An 18,433-nucleotide genomic window follows, 5' to 3' on the forward strand; every position below is an offset into this window, starting at 1 on the left:
TCGGGGGCGGCACCTCGCGGCGCGTCTACTTGGATATGGGCGCAGGGGGGCACGGGGCAAGAGACCCGGCGCATTCGTGACATTTTCTTTACTGGCAGGGCTTTGGGTGCTGCCGGGCGCGGCGATGGCGCAGGACGAGTCGCTGCAACTGCTGGCCTTCGGCGACAGCCTGACCCAGGGCTACGGTCTGCCCCAGGGCGAGGGGCTGGTGCCCCAGCTGGAGGGCTGGCTGCGCGAGCGGGGGCAGGATGTGACGGTGATCAACGGCGGCGTCTCGGGCGACACGACCGCGGGCGGGCTGTCGCGCATCGCCTGGTCCCTGACACCCGAGGTGGACGCGGTGATGGTGACCCTGGGCGGCAACGACCTGCTGCGCGGTCTCGACCCGGCGGACACCCGCGCCAACCTCAATGGCATCCTGGCGGAGATCGCCGCCCGCGATCTGCCGGTGATGCTGGTGGGGATGCAGGCGCCGGGCAACTACGGCGCCGCCTATCAACAGGCCTTCGACAACCTCTATCCGGAGCTGGCGGAGGCCCATGATGCGGTCTACGTGCCCAGCTTCCTCGCGCCCCTGATGGGCGATCCGGAGGCGCCCGACCCGGCTGCCGCCCGCGCCTTCCTGCAGGCCGACGGGATCCATCCCAATGCCGAGGGCGTGGCGCGGATCGTCGAGGCGCTTGGCCCGCAGGTCGAGGACCTGCTGGCGCGGGTCGATCGCTGACCACACGCAAAGCAGGGCCCCGTCACCGGCGCCCGTTCTTCTCTTTGCCGATAATATCCCGGGGGAATTGAGCCGCAGGCTCAAGGGGGTAGCGCCCCCGCCCCGGAGGACGCCGGGCGCTCCGACCGGATCAGTCCACCGAGACGTTGATCGCCGACAGGCGGCCGTCGCGGCCTTCCTTCAGGTCGAAATGGACCCGCTGGTTGTCCGACAGCCCGGGCAGGCCCGAGCTTTGCAGGGCCGTGATATGCACGAAGATGTCCTTCGCGCCGCCTTCGGGTGCGATGAACCCGTAGCCCTTGGTTTCATTGTACCACTTCACGATTCCGGTTTTCATCTGTCTGATCCACCCTGGTTCGGCGGTCCTGCCCGTTTGGGGGGATGCGCCGACATTCCTGCCCGCGACATGCGGCAGAGCGGCCCGGTGCGCGGCGGCGGACGGAAGCCCGGAGGGCACTCTGTCATCGCTGGTCCGTTGCCCGAAAACTGTTCGCCGATTCTGACGATAAATCAAGCGTCTCGCGCAGTGGGTGGCGTTGTTCCGCCGCGCCGCAGGGCCCCGGCCAGGAAAGCGGGCAGGCGCCGCAACGTGGCGCGGGCCATGTCGGGATATTCGATCTCCCCCGCCAGCAGCCGCATGTAGAGATGGCGCAGGTGCCCGGAGCGGCGGAAGGCCGCGAGGAAGGCCGGGCGGAACACCGGCGCGAAGAGCAGCAGGCGAATGGCCCGGGCCTGGCGGATCGCGCGGTGGATCGGGCGCAGGGTGGCGCGGTAGCGGCGAAGGGCCGTCGCGGGCGCATCCTCGGCCAGTGCCTGCGCGGCGGCCTGTGCCGCCAGTTGCCCGCTTTTTAGCGCATAGGCGATCCCCTCGCCGGTGATCGGATCGACCAGCCCGGCCGCATCGCCGGCCAGCAGCACCGAGCCACGTCCGGGGTGCCTGTGGAAATCGCCGAAGGGCAGGTGGTGCCCTTTCACCGGCTGCGTCGGGTCCTGGCCCAGCAGATCGAGGTAGGCGGCCATGGCCCCCTTCATGTCCTCGTTGCGCGACAGCACCCCGCCGATCCCGATGGTCGAACTGCCGGTTTTCGGGAAATCCCAGCCATAGCCCCACTGGGCGGCCCCGAAGTCGATGCGCAGGGGGCGGTCGGCATTGCCGGGCGGCGCAGGGGCCTCGACCTCCAGCCCGAAGCCGATGCGCGCGGGATCATGGGCCCGCCCGAAGAGCGCGCGCGCCACGGGCGAGTTGACCCCGTCGGCCCCGATCAGGACACGGGCCGACAGGCGCCGCCCGTCGGAGAGTGTCAGCGCCGGAGCAGTGATGTCGATCTCGGAGACGCGGCATCCGGTCAGGTCGGTCGCCCCGGCGGCCAGTGCGCGCGCCACGAGGTCGGCATCGAAATCCCATCGCATGGTCAGGTGCATCGGTGGGATCTGCGGCAGCGTGCCCAGGGAGCGCCCCTCGGCGTGGAACTCAACCGAGGTCTTGGTGTCGACCAGGGCCTCGGGCAGGGGGGCGCCGAAGATCTCCTCGAAATACCGGGCAGAGCGGCCGGTCACGCCACCGCCGCAGAGCTTCGTCCGGGGGAAGCGCGCCTTGTCGACCAGCGCCACCGACAGGCCCTGCCGGCAGGCGGTCATGGCCGCCGCCGCCCCTGCCGGCCCGGCGCCCAGAACGATCACATCGAAGGTGTCGGGGGCGGCGGAAGGGGCGGGATCGGTCAAGGCTCAGTCCTCGTCGAAGAAGAAGCTGTGGATGTCGTCGAAGAGCCGCCGCGACGTGACGAAGAGCAGGTGGCCCTGTCCCTGATAGTAGGTAATCTGATCCGCTGGAAGGCGGGACGCCAATCGGCGGGCCATGGCGGGGGTGAAAACCGTGTCCGCGTCGCCATGAAAGAGGCGAACACGGGCATCTGACAGCACGCCGGGCCGGTCCAGGGTCCAGAACATCAGGCTGAGGGTATGGGCGAGGGTGCGTCGCAGCGAGGGGGTCGACATATTCTCGCGCTGAGCCTCGGCGCGGGCGGCGCTGTCGCGGGCGCGGGCCGGATCGTTGAGCCCCTCGTCGCCGTAGAGAAGCGTGCGATAGTTCTCCGTCCAGGCGTCGCGCGGGCGCAGGGACCCCGTGCGCAGCATGGCACGCAGCACCTCGACGCCCGATCGCATGGATGACAGGATGCCTGCGGGCGCCGGTCCGGCGGTGGAGATCAGGGCAAGCGAGACCTCCGGAGCCTCGATCCGCTGTGCAGTTTCGATCGCGATGGGACCTCCAGTGGAATAGCCCAGCAGGTAGACCTCCTGCGCGCCGAGGTCGTTGACATAGTCGGCGATCAGCTGGGCCGAGCCGTCGATCTGCACCCGGTGGTCCAGCGGCAGCCCGTCCATGTCCGGGAAACGGTAGACGATGACGGTGCTGTTGGGCACCTGCCAGTTGAGAACGGGGGCGAAGATGTTGGCGGAGGCGAAGGCACCAGGGATCGCCACGATGGCGCGTTTGACGCCGGGCCGCGCGTTGCCGTCCTGCAGCAGCGGGAAGGTGCCCGCCCGGTCCGGTCCGGGCAGGGGCGCGCAGGCCACCATTCCCAGAACCGCCAGCAGCAGGGGCAGCCGGCGGGCCAGGTGGATCAGTGCCGAGAGGGCCGTCAGGCCGGACAGGCGCATGGCGCGCTGGTCAGAGCACGGTGACCGGCGTGCCGGTCGGCACCTTCTCGTAAAGCGAAATGACGTTCTCGTTCAGCATCCGGAAGCACCCCGAGGAGGCGTTGCGCCCGATCGAGCTGGGCTGCGTGGTGCCGTGGATGCGGATCGCCGTATCGCGCCCATCCTGGTAGAGGTAGAGCGCGCGGGCGCCCAGCGGGTTGCCCGGGCCGCCGGGCATCCGGTCGTTGTTGCCCTTGAACTTGCCGTAGATGTCCGGGTCGCGCTCGATCATGTCGGGGGTGGGGCGCCAGGAGGGCCATTCGACCTTGCGGCCGATCACGGCGGTGCCGGTGAAGCCCAGGCCGGGACGCGCCACGGCGATGCCATAGCGCATGGCCTGCCCCGGGGCGGTAACATGGTAGAGGAAATAGGCCCGCGGCAGGATCACGATGGAGCCCTCGGCGTAGTCACGCGAGAAGCTGACCCGCTGCGCAGCCAGGATCGGCGGGCTTTGCACGGCGGCGGCGGGGCCGGCCAGCGCAAGAACGGCAGGGGCCGCGAGGGCGGAGGCGAGGAAGGAGCGGCGGCTGGTCATCGGCGGTAACCTTTGGGAATCACGGGGACATTCGACAGCAAGTATGCGGACGAACTTGCCGGACCAACACATCCCGGCACGTTAACGTTCCCGTGGGAAGCGTTTTGACTTGCAATCTGTTGCCTCGAAGCCACTCCGCCAGCGCCGCAATGGGGGCCCGTCCCCCGATCCTGGTCCGAAAAGCAGGAGGCGCGGCCCCGTGCTTCTGCTATGCAAAGAAAAAATAAACGCTTCGTCCGCTATGCCTTTGGTCGTTCGGCCCGGACCGAACAGCCCAGACGCCAGCCCGGTCGCGGGCGCAAGGAAACGGTGCCAGAATGGACATCAACCCGACGGATCTGCCCGAGGTCCTGATGCTGACCCCTCGTCGTTTCGGCGATTCCCGGGGGTTCTTCAGCGAGACTTGGAATGCCGCCCGCATGGCCGAGGCGGGGCTGGATCTGACCTTCGTCCAGGACAACCATTCCTATTCCGAGGCCTCTGGCACCCTGCGCGGCCTGCATTTTCAGGCGCCCCCCCATGCCCAGGGCAAACTGGTGCGCTGTGGCCGCGGACGGTTGTGGGACGTGGCGGTGGATTTCCGCCCCGGGTCGCCCCGTTTCGGGCACTGGGTCGGGGTCGAGCTGAGCTTTGAGAACGGCCGTCAGCTGTGGATCCCGCCGGGCTTCCTGCACGGGTTCGTCACCCGCGAGCCGGGCACGGAAATTTGCTACAAATGCACCGATTTCTACGCTGCGGAGGCTGAAGGCGTGGTGCGCTGGGATGATCCAGATCTGGGCATTGACTGGGGCGTCGATCGCCCGGTGCTGTCGGACAAGGATGCGGCCGCGCCGCGGTGGCGTGACGTGCAAAGCCCCTTCACCGGCACGGGGGGTATGGCATGAAAATCCTGGTGACAGGAGGCGCAGGGTTCATCGGGTCGGCCGTGGTGCGCCACGCGGTGGCCCAGGGGCATGCGGTGGTGAACCTCGATGCGCTGACCTATGCGGCCTGTCTGGACAATCTGGCCAGCGTCGCCGACAGCCCGCTTTATGCCTTCGAGCGTGCCGACATCCGCGATGCGGAGGCCCTGCGCCGGATCTTCCGCGACCATGCGCCCGACGCCGTGATGCATCTGGCCGCCGAAAGTCACGTGGACCGGTCCATCGACGCGCCGGGCGGCTTCGTGGACACCAACGTGATGGGCACGGCGACCCTGCTGCAGGCTGCGCGGGGCTACTGGGAAGGGCGGGGGCGGCCCGCGGAATTCCGCTTTCACCATGTCTCCACGGATGAAGTCTTCGGCAGCTTGCCGGGGGACCCCGATCACCGTTTCACCGAGACGACGCCCTATGCCCCCAATTCGCCCTATGCGGCGTCCAAAGCCGCCTCGGACCACATGGTGCGGGCCTGGGGGCGGACCTATGGCCTTCCCGTGGTCCTGTCGAATTGTTCCAACAATTACGGCCCTTTCCATTTCCCGGAGAAGCTGATCCCTGTGGTGATCCTGTCGGCGCTGGCGGGGCAGCCGATCCCGATCTACGGCGATGGCGGCCATGTGCGCGACTGGCTGTTCGTCGAGGATCACGCCGAGGCCCTGCTGCGGGTGCTGACCCGCGGCGAGGTCGGGCGCAGCTACAACCTAGGTGCCGAGGCGGAGGTGACCAACCTGGAGCTGGTACGCCGCATCTGCCGGCTGCTGGATCTGCGTCGGCCCGCCGGGGCCCCGCATGAGGAGCTGATCACCTTGGTTGCCGATCGCCCAGGTCATGACCGTCGCTACGCCATCGATCCCGAGCGCGCCGCCTCCGAGCTGGGCTGGCGGGCGCAGGTTTCGCTGGAGGAGGGGCTGTCCCGGACGGTCGACTGGTATCTGGAGAACCGCGACTGGTGGCAGCCGCTGCTGGACCGCGCGGGCCTTGGCCAGCGTCTGGGGCTGGGGGCCGGGGCATGAGTGCGACGGGGCCGATCCTGGTCTTCGGGCGCAGCGGCCAGGTGGCGACCGAACTGGCGGCCCGCGCCCCGGTGATCGCCCTGGGCCACGAGGCCTGCGACCTGCGGTGCCCGGGCGCGGCAGAGGCGGCAATTGCGGCCCATGCACCTCGGATCGTCATCAATGCCGCCGCCTTCACTGGCGTCGATGCTGCCGAGACGGAGCGGGCGGCAGCCAACCGGTTGAACGCCGGGGCCCCGGGCGAAATGGCGCGGGCCTGTGCCGCCCGGGGTCTGCCCTTCCTGCATGTCTCGACCGACTATGTCTTCGACGGCCTTGGCACGCTGCCCTGGGACGAGACAATGACGCCTGCCCCCTGCAATGCCTACGGCGCGAGCAAGCTGGCGGGGGAGGGGGCGGTGCAGGACGCCGGCGGATCCTGGGCGATTCTGCGCACCTCCTGGGTGTTTTCGGCCCATGGGACGAATTTCGTGAAGACCATGCTGCGCCTGTCTGAGACCCGCGATCAGCTGTCCATCGTGGCGGACCAGGTGGGCGGTCCGACCCCTGCGGCGGACATCGCCGCGGCTCTGCTGGAGATGGGGCGGCAGATGGCCGAGGGCCGGGCCGGTGGCCTTTACCATTTTGCCGGCGCTCCCGCGGTCAGCTGGGCCGGCTTCGCGCGCGAAATCTTCGCACGCGCCGGGCGCGCGGTGAGCGTGAATGAGATCGCCACCGACGCCTATCCGACCCCGGCCACCCGTCCACGCAACTCCAGGCTCGACTGTCGTCAGATCGCGGCGGATTTCGGGATCGACCCGCCGGACTGGCGGGCCGGCCTCGCTGCGGTCTTGGCACAATTGGAGGAGACGGCATGAGCACGCCACGCAAGGGGATCATCCTGGCCGGAGGCTCCGGCACGCGGCTTTACCCGATCACCATGGGGGTGTCGAAACAGCTGTTGCCGGTCTTCGACAAGCCGATGATCTACTACCCGTTGTCGGTACTGATGCTGGCGGGGATCCGTGATATCGCGATCATCACCACGCCGGAGGATCAGGCACAGTTTCAAAGGCTTATGGGGGACGGTAGTGCCTGGGGACTGTCGTTCACCTGGCTCGAACAGCCCCAGCCGGAGGGGTTGGCCCAGGCCTATCTCCTGGCCGAGGGGTTCCTGGACGGCGCCCCCTCGGCCATGGTGCTTGGCGATAACCTGTTCTTCGGCCATGGCTTGCCCGAGCTTCTGCAGGCGGCCGGCCAGGCTGAAGGCGGCACTGTCTTCGGGTATCGCGTGGCGGATCCCGAGCGCTATGGCGTGGTGGATTTCGACGACCAGGGGCAGGTGCAGGCCATTGTCGAAAAGCCCCCCGTCGCGCCCTCTCCCTTTGCGATAACGGGGCTTTACTTTCTGGATGGCACGGCACCGGAGCGGGCGCGGCGGGTCACGCCCTCCGCGCGGGGCGAGCTGGAGATCGTCTCGGTCCTCGAAAGCTATCTGGCCGAGGGCGCCCTGCGGGTGCAACAGATGGGGCGGGGCTATGCCTGGCTCGATACCGGCACCCATGGTTCGCTTCTGGACGCGGGCAACTTCGTACGCACCCTGTCAGAACGGCAGGGCCAACAGATCGGCTCGCCGGACGAGATCGCTCATGCCCAGGGCTGGATCGATGATGCCGCCCTGCGCGCGCGGGCGGAGGTCTTCGGCAAGAACGCCTACGGGGCCTACCTGCTGGGGTTGCTGGGCGAGGCCCCCTGACGAGGGCGCACGGACCCGGCCTGCGTACGGTGGCAAGAGGGGCTGTTTACTCCTGCGCGCCTAGCGTCTCGGCGATCTCTCCGATTGCCGGATGAACGCGAGGAGCCCCCGATGCCGGAACTGTCCGCCAGCCTGTCCATGCCCTACCTGCAACCCAGTCAGGCGCAGAAACACGTCACCCATAACGAGGCGCTGCTGATCCTCGACGCGCTGGTGCAGCTGGCCGTGGCCGACCGCGACCTGGCCACGCCGCCTGCGGGCCCCATGGAGGGGGAGCGCTATATCGTGGCGGGCGGTGCCACGGGCGCCTGGGCGGGCGAGGATGGGCGCGTGGCGCATTTCGATGGGGCCGCCTGGGTCTTCCATCAGCCGCAGCCCGGCTGGCGTGCCTGGGTCTTGGATGAAGAGCGGTTGGTGACCTGGCGTGGCGGCGCCTGGCAAGATGACAGCGGTCTGCCGCTGGAGGCCGCCGAACTGGGTATCAACACCGCCTCGGATGCGGTGAACCGGCTGGCCGTGTCGGCGGCGGCGACCCTGCTGACCCACGCGGGCAGCGATCACCAGCTGAAGATCAACAAGGCCGGGGCGGGCGACACCGCCAGCCTGCTGTACCAGTCGGGGTGGAGCGGCCGGGCCGAGATGGGCCTGGCCGGGGAGGAGGACTTCTCCGTCAAGGTATCGGCCGATGGCAGTGCCTGGGTGACCGCCCTGCGGTTCGATGGTGCGACCGGCCTGGCCAGTGGCGCGGCCGTTCAGGGCTCGGCGGGGGATGCGACCGCTGGCCGGTTGCTGGCCGTCGGTGCCTTCGGGATGGGCGGTGGCGCCGTGGCGGCCCCGGGGGACGATGCGAACAGCTGCGTGACGGGCGGGATCTATGGCTTCACGGCCTCGGGGACAAATTGCCCTGTGGGCGACCCCTCGGGCGGCAGCCTGATGGCGCTACCCGGCGGCAGCGGCACGCGCCAGATCTTTGCTGCAGCCGACGGGACGCTGTGGTTGCGCAGCCATGATGGGGCGACCTGGGGAGACTGGTCCGCGCTGGTCACCCGCGCCGAGACGGTGGGGACGGTGGCGCAGAGCGGTGGTGTCCCCACGGGGGCGGTGATCGAGAGCGGCTCGAATGCCAACGGCGCCTATACCCGCTGGGCCGACGGTACTCAGATCTGCACCAATGGCGGCAGCGCGATCACCACCGATCCGGCCAGTTTCGCCGGGACCCCGGTCTCGATCGACGGCGGCAAGCTGAAGATCGGTCGTTGGTTCTGAGCTGGATTATGGCGTTGATGGAGGTCGGCAGGACCGGCCCCACGCCACGTTTTGCGGGACACCGTCCCGGTCGGGCTGCTGCGCGGTGACGAGGCTGCGCCGTGACTTGGCCAGCAGGGTCTGGGCGTGACTCGGATCGGCCCGGGCACCTGCCCGCGTTGTCGCATCCCCTCTCCCCTGCGCTGGGGCGGCGGCGGGCCGTTTCGCGGCTGCGCGTTTCCTCAGCGGCGCAGGATTTCGCGGTGGTGACGCCGCAGGAACAGCAGGCCGAAGACGAGGCTGATCAGACCCCAGAGCGCGACGTAGACGGGTGAGGCCCAGTTCGCATCGTAGCTGGGATAGATGCCTCGCCGCAGGATCGCGACCACATGTACCAGCGGGTTCCACCACAGCCAGTCACGCCAAGGCTGCGGCACGCTTTCGAACAGGAAGAAGATGGTCGAGATGATGAACATCGGCCGCATGAGGATGGACCAGATATGGACCCAGACGGGAATCATCCCCTGTAGCAGGCAGTTCAGCGTGCCCAACCCGAGGCCCAGTAGGGCGCAAAGGGTGTAAGCCTCCAGGATCTCGCCAAAATCCAGGATAGCTCGGGTGCGGAAAATCCACAGGATACCGGCCAGCAAGATGTAGCTGATCATCACCTGGGTCATCAGGTTCAGCAGGAATCGCGCGGCGATCGCCTCGCGCCAGCCGACACGGGGCAGGGCGAGCAGCGGGCGGGAAAACTCCAGCGCGCCGGCGGTGCGCGACACCAGCAGCGTGAACATGCCGAAGGGCAGCATGCCCGTCGCATAGAATAGCGGGAAGGTGACGCCGAGGCCCGGATTGCGCAGCGCCACCGAGAAGATGAACGACAAGAGCGCGATGCCCGCCACGGGCTCGATCACCGCCCATAGATAGCCGCCGGGCGAGCGTCCGTGGCTGGTTGCCATTTCCCTCAGCATCAGGGCGAAGATCACGCGGAAACTGTCCCCGCGCCTCGGGGGTCGGACCGCCAGCGGCGGGGGATGGGTGATCTCCTCTGACACGGGTGCTGTTAACCCTTCTCTGACATTTGCCCGGCTAGTCTTTCCCGGATGAATGAACAAACCGCAAATACCGTTGCGGCGCCGAGTCTTCCGGCGCTGTCGCCGCAGAAAACGCCGCCGAGCCGCGCGCAGCGTCCGGTCCTGCGACCTGCGACGCGCCGGCGCAAGCGGGTCGCGGTTAGTTTCATCCTCTGCGTGGTGCTGCCGCTGATCCTGGCGATCTGGTATCTCTGGGTGCGGGCGGCAGACCAATATGCCTCGTCCCTTGCCTTTACCGTACGCTCGGAAGAACAGACGCCGAGCCTGGATTTCCTCGGCGGCCTGTCGGAGCTTTCGGGCAGCAGCACCTCGGATACCGACATTCTTTACAGCTACCTGCAAAGCCAGGATCTCGTGGCCGCTGTCGGAGAGGCGCTGGATCTGCGGGCGATCTGGTCGCGACCTGGCGTTGGCTGGCAGGAGGGCGATCCCGTCTTTGCCCTGGCCCCCGATGCCTCGATCGAAGATCTGGTGGATCATTGGCGGCGCAAGGTGAAGGTGTTCTACGATGGGGGGACCGGGCTGATCGAATTGCGCGTCCTGGCGTTCACGCCCGAGGACGCGACGGCGATCGCGGATCAAATTGTCGAGAAAAGCTCTGGCATGATCAATGCCTTGTCGGATTCTGCCCGGGAAGATGCCATCGCCTACGCGCGGGAGGAAGTGGAGTTGACACTGACTCGGCTGAAGGCGGCGCGCCGCGCGATGACCGAATTCCGCAACCGTCACCAGATCGTCGATCCCGGCGCCGAGCTGGAGACCCGGGTCGGACTTCTGGGGGAGCTGCAAAGCCAGCTTGTCGAGGCCCAGCTGGAGCTCGATATGCTGCTGGCACGTCCGGCGCGCCATCAGGTGCAGACGACGAATGCCGAGCTGAAGATTGCCACGATCGAGCGCCGCATAGAGGCGGAGCGCGCACGGTTGGGTCTTGCCGGGCCCACGGACGGCGAGCAGGCCTTCGCCGGTCTCGTCGGTCGCTACGAGGAACTGGCGGTGGAGCGCGAGTTTGCGGAGGCGACCCATCGTGCGGCCCTGGCGCGTTTCGACGCGGCGCAATCGGAGGCGCGGCGGCAGAGCCGCTACCTGGCGGCCCATGTGCAGCCGACGCGGGCGGAGACAGCGCGCTATCCCGAACGCGGGCTTCTGCTGCTTTGCGTGGGGATCTTCCTGGCGCTTGGTTGGTCCATCGCGGTGCTGAGCGCCTATGCCGTGCGCGACCGGGGCGCCGGATGATCCGGCTGCAGGACCTGAGCAAGGTTTATGTCAGGGATGGGCAGCGCGTTCTGGTGGCAGATCGGATCTGTGCCACTTTTCCGGCCCGCCGCTCGATCGCCCTTCTGGGGCGGAACGGGGCCGGAAAGTCGACGCTGCTGAAGCTGATCGCGGGCACAGAAGACGTCAGCGGAGGGTCGGTGATCACCACCGGCACGGTTTCCTGGCCGGTGGGCTTCGCCGGGGCCTTCCATCCGCGCCTGACGGGGGTGCAGAACGTGCGTTTCGTGGCCCGGATCCACGGTGTGGACAGTGATGCCCTGCTGCAGTTCGTCGAGGATTTCGCGGAGCTTGGCGCGCGGATTCGCCTGCCCTACAGCTCCTTTTCTTCGGGCATGCGTGCGCGCATGGCCTTTGGCCTGTCCATGGGGTTGGGCTTCGACACTTACCTCGTGGATGAGATCACGGCAGTGGGCGATGCTGCCTTTCGCCGTCGCAGCGCGGCCCTGTTCCGGGAGCGGCTGACCCGCGCCGGGGCCATCGTCGTCAGCCACTCCATGCCGCAGTTGCGAGAGCTGTGCGATATGGGCGCCGTGCTCGAAGGGGGGCGGTTGACGATGTACGGGGACCTGGAAGAGGCGATTGCCCACCACCAGCGGAACATGGCCCAGGCCGCGTGACTGACCGTTGGGCCTCGCCCCCGAGCAAGTCGGGGAGGGCCGTCACGGGCAAAGGTCCGGACCGATTGTTCGTAGTTTGCCCAATGAGCCGTGCATCAATTAACGCGGCAGCAAGAACCACGGACTAGAACCCCCTGGACGGAACCTCGCGAGGAGCGAAAGGCATGGGCCTATTCGGGAACAGGACGACGGCTGCTGCCGGACTATCGGCCGATGAGGCGGCGATCCTTCAGATCGTGGAAACGACCCAGGCGGTCATCCATTTCGAACCGTCTGGACGGATTCTCGGCGCGAACCGGAACTTCCTCGATGTTCTGGGTTACAGCGCGGGAGAGGTGGTCGGTCAGCACCACTCCATCTTCGTCGATCCCGCCTATGCCGCCGGAGCCGAATATGCCCGTTTCTGGGAGCGTCTCCGGACAGGCGAGCCCGTTACAGACCAGTTTCCCCGTGTCACCAAGGGCGGCAAGCGGATCTGGATCCAGGCGACCTATGCGCCGGTCCGTGATGCTTCTGGTCAAATCGTGCGGGTGACCAAGATCGCGACCGACGTGACCATGCGACGCACCGCGATCGAAAGGATCAGCGCGGCGCTGGAGAAACTGAGCCAGGGCGATCTGAACGTTCGCGTGCAGACACCTGGCGTGCCGGACCTCGACACGCTGACCCTGGCCTTCAATACCTCTCTGGAAAACCTCGGGCGCATCATCGGTGAGGTTCAATCCGTGGTGGTCGACGTCGAAGGGGTCAGTCAACAGATCGGCGGTACGACTGACGATCTTTCGCGCAGGACCGAAAGCCAGGCGGCGACGCTGGAGCAGACGGCTGCGGCCATCGAGGAGTTGAACACCAGTGCGCGAGTCGCTGCGGACGGCGCCACCGGCGTGAAACGTTCGGCGGACGAGACCCGCAGCGCGGCCCAGACCAGCGGTGACCTGATGGATCAGGTGACCAACGCGATGGAGAGAATCGAGCACTCGTCGAAGGCGATCGCGGAGATCCTGTCGGTGATCAACGACATTGCCTTCCAGACCAACCTGCTGGCGCTGAACGCGGGGGTCGAGGCAGCGCGCGCGGGCGAGGCGGGGCTGGGCTTTGCCGTCGTGGCAAGCGAAGTGCGTTCTCTGGCCAGCCGCACTTCGGAATCAGCTCGCGAAATCAAGACCCTGATCGATCAGAGCTCTGACCATGTCACCCATGGATCCAACCTCGTGCGGCAGACCGGTACGGAATTGCGTGGCATCTTCGATCGCGTGGCGGCGATGACCCAGCAGATCGATGATGTCGTCCTCGGGATTTCGCAGCAGACAACGACGATTGGTGAGATCAACAGCGCCGTCACCAATCTGGACCAGGTCACACAGCGCAACGCCGCGATTGCCATCGAGACGGCGGAGGCGACCCGGAGCCTGTCGCAGAAAAGCGCCATGCTGCGGGAGCAGATGTCGTCCCTGCACATCCGTCCGGGCGGCGGCGCTTGGGACACGCAGGTGCAGGGGATGCCGGCACAGCTGCGCGCCGGTTGACCTGTCCGCTGCGCTGACTACGGCGCGAGCGTGAGGCTTCGACATCGCCGGCCGATAGTCCGGTCCGTGCTTCCGAGGGGCCGCACCCGAAATGGGAGGAGCTTCGGTTCCGCGTGGCCCCGGGGCGCCTCCTTTATTCAGGCTGTGCCGTCGATCGCCAGGGCCAGGTCGGCCGGTTACTTGGAGTGTTGGTCAGTTGCGGGGCGCGGTCAGGCGTCGCAGGCGCCGAAGAGGTCGCCATCTTGCCGTGGCGACCCCGGAAGAACAACTCTGAACCGCGAGGTATCAAGGGCTTAAATCCGAAAGATCCAAGAATCCGAGCCTATAGGAATCAATGGGTTGCGACAGAGGTTCCAACTCAATTGCGGGCGTGCCAGGCCCGGACAAAACAAAGCAATCGGTGAATCTTGAAACGCCTCTGAGCATGGGCCCTAGACCTTAGGATAGTGTTCACTGGAGCCGGAGGGCACTATGCTTAGGATTGTATTCCTTGCTCCTTCTCCAGCTTTGTGACGAGTGCCCTGATGACCGCCTCAGTGTTCCCACCAACCAGGTTCGACTACCTTGCGATCGACCGCTATTGCTCGGCCTGTGACGCCTCCACCAGGATGACGATTTCAGATGTGAGGTACGGAACGATGCCGGTCTGTCCTCAATGTGCCGAACCATGGGCGGATGGAATGAAATGGCTGCTGCGCGGGCTCAACGTGACCGAGCACTACTTGCAGTCCAGGTCCACGGACGAACACAAACGCGGGGCCTCTGGTCATATCAGAGGCCACAGGTGTACCTAGATCCGCTCACCCCGTCTCCGCCTCAGCTCCAGATCCGCATCGGTCATCCAGTGGACAATGGTGGCCTCCGCGCTCTTACAGCCGCACTTGGAGCATACGGCGGCGGCCTGAACCTGATCGGCCGTTCGGAGCCGCAAAAAGGGTTCCGCGAGGCGCGTGGTGCTGTGGCCGCAGCGGCAGAAGAGCGAGATGATCAGTGGCACTGAGCAGGCCTGCCTCGCAAGAACAAGTCGAGAACTTATAGCCTAGCGAAACGCCAATCAACGGCCTAGAGCTAGGTGGCCAGGCTGCCCGCGAAGAGACAGCCTAGCCTGCCATGGGTCGCTACGCGGCGCCAGGCTTCGGGAGCAGGTACGGGAGATACTCAAGTGCGACCGGGTCCTTCGCCTGGAAGTAACTGGCCGCTCGATTTGGGATCCACACCTCAAAGAAGTGGGCTCGGAACGGTGGCAGAAGTGAGTTCGGGTACGCCTTCGGATGAACCACACGCCCGTCCTCAAATTCGTGTCGGTAAGTTGGCAGGCTGTCTGTATCCACGTTGAGGCTGTCCCGCAGAAACTTGCAGAACATCCTGCCTTCCGAGATGTCCGGTAGCATGTTCTCGGGCATTTGATAGCCTCTGGATTCCATAGGGCCAATCAGCTGGACCATCATCTCCTGGAGCATGGACCAGTGGCCATATGGGACTGCCTGCATGTTGGAGGTGTAGCGGCGAAGATGATAGCTATAGCCTGTCTGGGCATGACGGCCACTAAGCCAATCAAAGACCCATTTACTCACCTTCAGCGCAAACTCCGGAGAGAGCCATTGCGCCAAATGTATCGCGACCTGCGGGTGCACCCATGTGCCTTGCAACCTAGGCTCGCCGCCCTTCGCCGCCTTAACAAGTTCCGATATGGGAATTCCCATATCGGCCTCCGCAGCAGACAAGAAAGCCTTCGTGCTCGACAGCCGCGCGTAGTCGGCCCACATCTTGCCAGCTACTCGGCACATTGCGGTGGCGTTGATGTAGCCATCTTTGGCCCGCTGCTGGACCGGACTACCCTGCACTTCGTGCTCTATCAGTTTCAGTGCGTACTGCGTCATCTCCGCTCCTTTCGAGCGTCGTTTCGCTGCTACGCGGCCTTGACCAACCGTGATGGACACAGTTAGATCGGGATGTTCCGTGAGTGGTGCCACGTGCAGCGTGGTTATCGGAAATCTGCCGGGGCACTAGTATTGGACCACCTGTGTCCCGGCTCTCACCCGCACAGAATACGAAACCAGACCGGTCAGCGCAAAGATGACCTTGCACAAATTTGCGCTTGACTGATCTGCCGTCATCTCAGAATCAATCACCCTATTGAATTCAAAGTGTAATGCGAGCAGGTAGGCGCTGTGTGGGTTCAGTTTTTCTTTGGACTTTACCGCCAGGGGGAAGGTAATTTTACTTGCGGGAAGGCCAGCTAGATCCGGCCTCAATTCCCCGTAGATGCAGCAGGCAAGTCGAAAACGATTCGCGCTATTCGCACATCGCGCGACGGGCGCTCGCGAGAACTAACGATGCTTCAGAATCATCCGGTCGGGTAAATTTCAGAAAGCGATCCAGCTAAGGTCCCCCGGAGGCCTCGCACTCCGCCTTTTAGGTCGCATTGGTCTTCAGGTCGCGCCGCATGTTCCAGGCCGCATGGGCTGCTCGCCAGTCGATCTCGGCCTGGCTGACGATCCGCATCACCTCCACGTCGCAAAAGGCCGGGCCGGTTGGCGGAGCTGTTTGAGTGTTCGAGCACCATGCTGAATTATGTCGATCTGCGCAAATCAATGGGCCTCGAGGCTATCTTCAGGCTTAACGGTGCAAGACCAAAAGACAGAAGTCGGTGTATGTCCTGCCGGGCAGGCTCATTCGGCTATGTCTGGGAGTAGCAGAGGCGAAGGTCACCGCTCGCCCCACTTTCAAAACGGATCGGAGTTGCCCCCGAATGGATCAGCCGAGCTATAGCTTCGGTTTCCTGTGATTGTTTGCCAGCACTCTACAAACTTGAGAATGGAAGCATAGGATCCACCTAGAGAGAAGACCGCCAGTCGCCGACCATCTGCGTTGTAGAGAGCCACAGCATTACCCTGCATTACATCGTCCACGAAGTGAATCGCGCTGCTCACATCATCTGGAGTGATAGAGATGGCGTTGTCCTCACCATACCCGTCCATATCCCAACGCTTGTAATCAACGTCCAAACGGAAGCGAATTTTGCGACCAGGAATACTCCAAGTGTTATCGATGATCATCACCGTGAACTGCCCACTACCATAGCCGATGAGCGAAAAGTGCTGACCGCGATCGTTCAGGGTCTCAGCAGAACACCACAGCTCTCCATCGAGACCATCATGAGTAAGGACCGTCTCCCAAGCGCCCTTTGAAAACAAAAGGCGCGTATCATATCGCTCCTGCGCAGTTGCATTATTTGGTACGGAGGGCGCCAGTAGCGCAGCAACCGATAGGAAAAAAAGTGCACGTTTTACGGTATTTCCAAGCCACTCCATACGAACCCCAAGCCATTGATCTCATTCACGGTACATGCCCAAACGGCCATCACTGCAAACCTGCGACAATGCACAGGTTATGGACAAAGATTGAACGATGCAACGTGAGCAAAGCTTAGGGTCAGGCTTTATAACCATTGCGCTCAAGTCTCATAGCCACAAGAGCAAGGTTGCGGTCAGTACGATGACAGAGAGAAAGACCTTCAGGCATCTGTCGCAGCGGGTCGCGACGCGTCCCAGCCCTTCATAGCTGTGCCTTCCTGCCGCTCCTAACCGCGAGTTTCAGGTGGGGCGACCTACGCCAGCACTCGCCTGGAGCTGCCCGTTGCTCAGCACGCGCCCCCTGAAAGCACTATAAACTGCCGTTTATTTCTGATAGACGACTCCCTGCGAGTGACTAGGAAGGTCTTTCTGGCGAAGGTGTTCTCGCGGCCCAAAACTGGCCTTTCTGCCGCCTGGGACGGCGGCGATGCGCACGGCCCTGGGTCGGAAATCACCCAGCCATAACGCCTGTCCCCCCGTACAAGTCACTCGCACCTTGCCTTAGCATCTCGGAAAACCAGAGCGAGGCCTGACATCAAGAAGTTACCGACCTGTTTTATAGCTCAACTTTGCCCCTTCAGCTCCCTTAGGCACTGTTCGATGGGGAGGGTTGTTCATGGCGCCCATGACAGTCACATACAAGTGTACAGGTGCAGCTATCCGAAGAACTTCAACGAACGGCGGCTAGTGGTAGACTAAACGCATGACGAAAACACCTTGCCTCTCACCAACAGCGAGCAGCCTGTCAGATCTGAGAGATCAGCTATCCCTGTTCGCAGCACATGAGGTCAGAGAGGCACGAGAGTACTATCTGCACCGTCTCGCAGAGCTCTTCGAGGCACATAGCGCAGCCTGGGTCATATCGGTGCTGAAGAACAATGGCACGGAAGAAGACCCCTCGCTCGATTGGTCCCCGCGCGTGTTGACCAAGCTTCGCGTGGATGGCTCTTTCACCGCGACACTCAGAGCCACTAACAAACCCCTAGCCGATAAAGAGCTCGGCGTTACCACGATGGGCCGGTTGGCTGACGCTGGTTCATTTCATATCTATCAGCTAACTGATCTAGCCGATGAAGCGTCAGGGGTATCATCCCGCCGTCGGGAGTTCCTTCTGGAGATGGGGCTGTCCGATTCCATGTGTGGACTAGTGCCAGTAGGGACGGACATCTACGTGCATGTCCGTGTTGATCGCGGGGCGAAGCAGCCGATCTTCAACCAAGAGGAGGCAGCGGCTTACGCTTCCGCCCTCCAGGGCCTGAAATGGTTCTTCAAACAGCAGGTGCTCGGCGAAGGGATCTTCTCAGCCCACACTTATCTAACAAACGCTGAACGCGAGGTCCTACTCTGTTTGCTACAAGGGGATTCCAAGGACGTCATTGCACATAATCTGTCGAAGAGCCCCCACACAATCAGTGACGCCGTCAAGAACATTTTCAAGAAATGCGGCGTCGATAGTCGTCCCGCTCTGACAGCGCTCTGGCTAGGAAAGGGCGTGCGCACCGTCTCGTAGGGTGGGTCGCCGATACGTAGCCTCGGAGTTAGAACAACTGCCCCGTTTCGGTCGAAAACAGCCTGCCCAAAAGCTCACCCCTGTTCTCGCAATCCCGGGCATTCATCGGCCGAGCGTATGGGTGGAGCAGAAAGTCTGCTAAACGCGATGCTGCGAGTGGCCCTTCGCTTGGTTGAGGCCGTGTCA

Annotated in this window: 17 protein-coding genes; 10 read left to right on the forward strand and 7 right to left on the reverse strand. The window is 64.6% G+C overall.

Annotated features, from left to right (window positions below; genetic code table 11):
* Nucleotides 1-76: 76 nt before the first annotated feature.
* The gene (locus LC066_RS16425; RefSeq protein WP_412103252.1) at nt 77-724 is read left to right on the forward strand and encodes an arylesterase; all 648 of its coding nucleotides are present in this window, start codon (nt 77-79) and stop codon (nt 722-724) included.
* A gap of 130 nt (nt 725-854) precedes the next feature.
* On the opposite strand, the gene LC066_RS16430 is transcribed toward LC066_RS16425, so the two are convergent.
* The 4 genes from LC066_RS16430 to LC066_RS16445 all read right to left on the reverse strand — a co-directional run bounded on the left by LC066_RS16430 (nt 855) and on the right by LC066_RS16445 (nt 3,956).
* Nucleotides 855-1,061 carry a cold-shock protein gene (locus LC066_RS16430; RefSeq protein ID WP_222480104.1) on the reverse strand — a complete coding sequence of 69 codons (207 nt, stop codon included), beginning with the start codon at nt 1,059-1,061 and terminating at the stop codon, nt 855-857.
* Between the two features lie 173 nt (nt 1,062-1,234).
* Entirely contained in the window at nt 1,235-2,446 is a 1,212-nt protein-coding gene (locus LC066_RS16435) for an NAD(P)/FAD-dependent oxidoreductase (protein ID WP_224901219.1), read from the reverse strand.
* A 3-nt stretch (nt 2,447-2,449) separates the two neighbouring features.
* Nucleotides 2,450-3,382 (reverse strand): alpha/beta fold hydrolase, encoded by a 933-nt coding sequence (locus LC066_RS16440; protein ID WP_224901222.1) that lies wholly within the window; start codon nt 3,380-3,382, stop codon nt 2,450-2,452.
* A gap of 10 nt (nt 3,383-3,392) precedes the next feature.
* Nucleotides 3,393-3,956 carry a L,D-transpeptidase gene (locus LC066_RS16445; RefSeq protein WP_224901225.1) on the reverse strand — a complete coding sequence of 188 codons (564 nt, stop codon included), beginning with the start codon at nt 3,954-3,956 and terminating at the stop codon, nt 3,393-3,395.
* A 317-nt stretch (nt 3,957-4,273) separates the two neighbouring features.
* Here LC066_RS16445 and rfbC point away from each other — a divergent pair, with 317 nt between their 5' ends.
* From rfbC to LC066_RS16470, 5 genes are all read left to right on the forward strand, one after another.
* Nucleotides 4,274-4,840, forward strand: coding sequence for a dTDP-4-dehydrorhamnose 3,5-epimerase (gene rfbC / locus LC066_RS16450; RefSeq protein ID WP_224901228.1), 567 nt, complete (start codon nt 4,274-4,276; stop codon nt 4,838-4,840).
* Nucleotides 4,837-5,889 (forward strand): dTDP-glucose 4,6-dehydratase, encoded by a 1,053-nt coding sequence (gene rfbB / locus LC066_RS16455; protein WP_224901232.1) that lies wholly within the window; start codon nt 4,837-4,839, stop codon nt 5,887-5,889. Before rfbC ends, rfbB begins: the two co-directional genes overlap by 4 nt.
* On the forward strand, nt 5,886-6,746 hold the full coding sequence (gene rfbD / locus LC066_RS16460) for a dTDP-4-dehydrorhamnose reductase (protein ID WP_224901236.1): 861 nt from the start codon (nt 5,886-5,888) through the stop codon (nt 6,744-6,746). The genes rfbB and rfbD overlap by 4 nt, the downstream gene beginning before the upstream one ends.
* Complete coding sequence (gene rfbA / locus LC066_RS16465; RefSeq protein ID WP_224901240.1) at nt 6,743-7,624, forward strand: glucose-1-phosphate thymidylyltransferase RfbA; 882 nt, start codon at nt 6,743-6,745, stop codon at nt 7,622-7,624. The genes rfbD and rfbA overlap by 4 nt, the downstream gene beginning before the upstream one ends.
* A 111-nt stretch (nt 7,625-7,735) precedes the next feature.
* The gene (locus LC066_RS16470) at nt 7,736-8,890 is read left to right on the forward strand and encodes a DUF2793 domain-containing protein (protein WP_224901243.1); all 1,155 of its coding nucleotides are present in this window, start codon (nt 7,736-7,738) and stop codon (nt 8,888-8,890) included.
* 221 nt (nt 8,891-9,111) lie between these two features.
* Here the strand turns inward: LC066_RS16470 and LC066_RS16475 are convergent, their stop codons facing one another.
* On the reverse strand, nt 9,112-9,855 hold the full coding sequence (locus LC066_RS16475) for an ABC transporter permease (protein ID WP_224901247.1): 744 nt from the start codon (nt 9,853-9,855) through the stop codon (nt 9,112-9,114).
* A 117-nt stretch (nt 9,856-9,972) separates the two neighbouring features.
* Between LC066_RS16475 and LC066_RS16480 the strand changes: the two genes are divergently transcribed.
* The 3 genes from LC066_RS16480 to LC066_RS16490 all read left to right on the forward strand — a co-directional run bounded on the left by LC066_RS16480 (nt 9,973) and on the right by LC066_RS16490 (nt 13,381).
* A complete protein-coding gene (locus tag LC066_RS16480) occupies nt 9,973-11,196 on the forward strand; it encodes a capsule biosynthesis protein (protein ID WP_224901250.1) in 1,224 nt (407 codons plus the stop codon).
* Entirely contained in the window at nt 11,193-11,855 is a 663-nt protein-coding gene (locus LC066_RS16485; protein ID WP_222480126.1) for an ABC transporter ATP-binding protein, read from the forward strand. Before LC066_RS16480 ends, LC066_RS16485 begins: the two co-directional genes overlap by 4 nt.
* Nucleotides 11,856-12,019: 164 nt before the next feature.
* Nucleotides 12,020-13,381, forward strand: coding sequence for a methyl-accepting chemotaxis protein (locus tag LC066_RS16490; protein ID WP_224901253.1), 1,362 nt, complete (start codon nt 12,020-12,022; stop codon nt 13,379-13,381).
* A 1,118-nt stretch (nt 13,382-14,499) separates the two neighbouring features.
* Here the strand turns inward: LC066_RS16490 and LC066_RS16495 are convergent.
* On the reverse strand, nt 14,500-15,261 hold the full coding sequence (locus LC066_RS16495; RefSeq protein ID WP_224901256.1) for a KilA-N domain-containing protein: 762 nt from the start codon (nt 15,259-15,261) through the stop codon (nt 14,500-14,502).
* A gap of 846 nt (nt 15,262-16,107) precedes the next feature.
* Complete coding sequence (locus LC066_RS16500) at nt 16,108-16,695, reverse strand: hypothetical protein (protein WP_224901259.1); 588 nt, start codon at nt 16,693-16,695, stop codon at nt 16,108-16,110.
* Between the two features lie 745 nt (nt 16,696-17,440).
* Here LC066_RS16500 and LC066_RS16505 point away from each other — a divergent pair.
* Nucleotides 17,441-18,247: a helix-turn-helix transcriptional regulator gene (locus LC066_RS16505; RefSeq protein ID WP_224901262.1), complete on the forward strand. Its 807-nt coding sequence runs from the start codon at nt 17,441-17,443 to the stop codon at nt 18,245-18,247.
* Nucleotides 18,248-18,433 lie beyond the last annotated feature (186 nt).

Origin of the sequence: Pseudooceanicola marinus (assembly GCF_020177265.1) — a bacterium.
GTDB classification, from domain to species: Bacteria; Pseudomonadota; Alphaproteobacteria; order Rhodobacterales; family Rhodobacteraceae; genus Pseudooceanicola; species Pseudooceanicola marinus_A.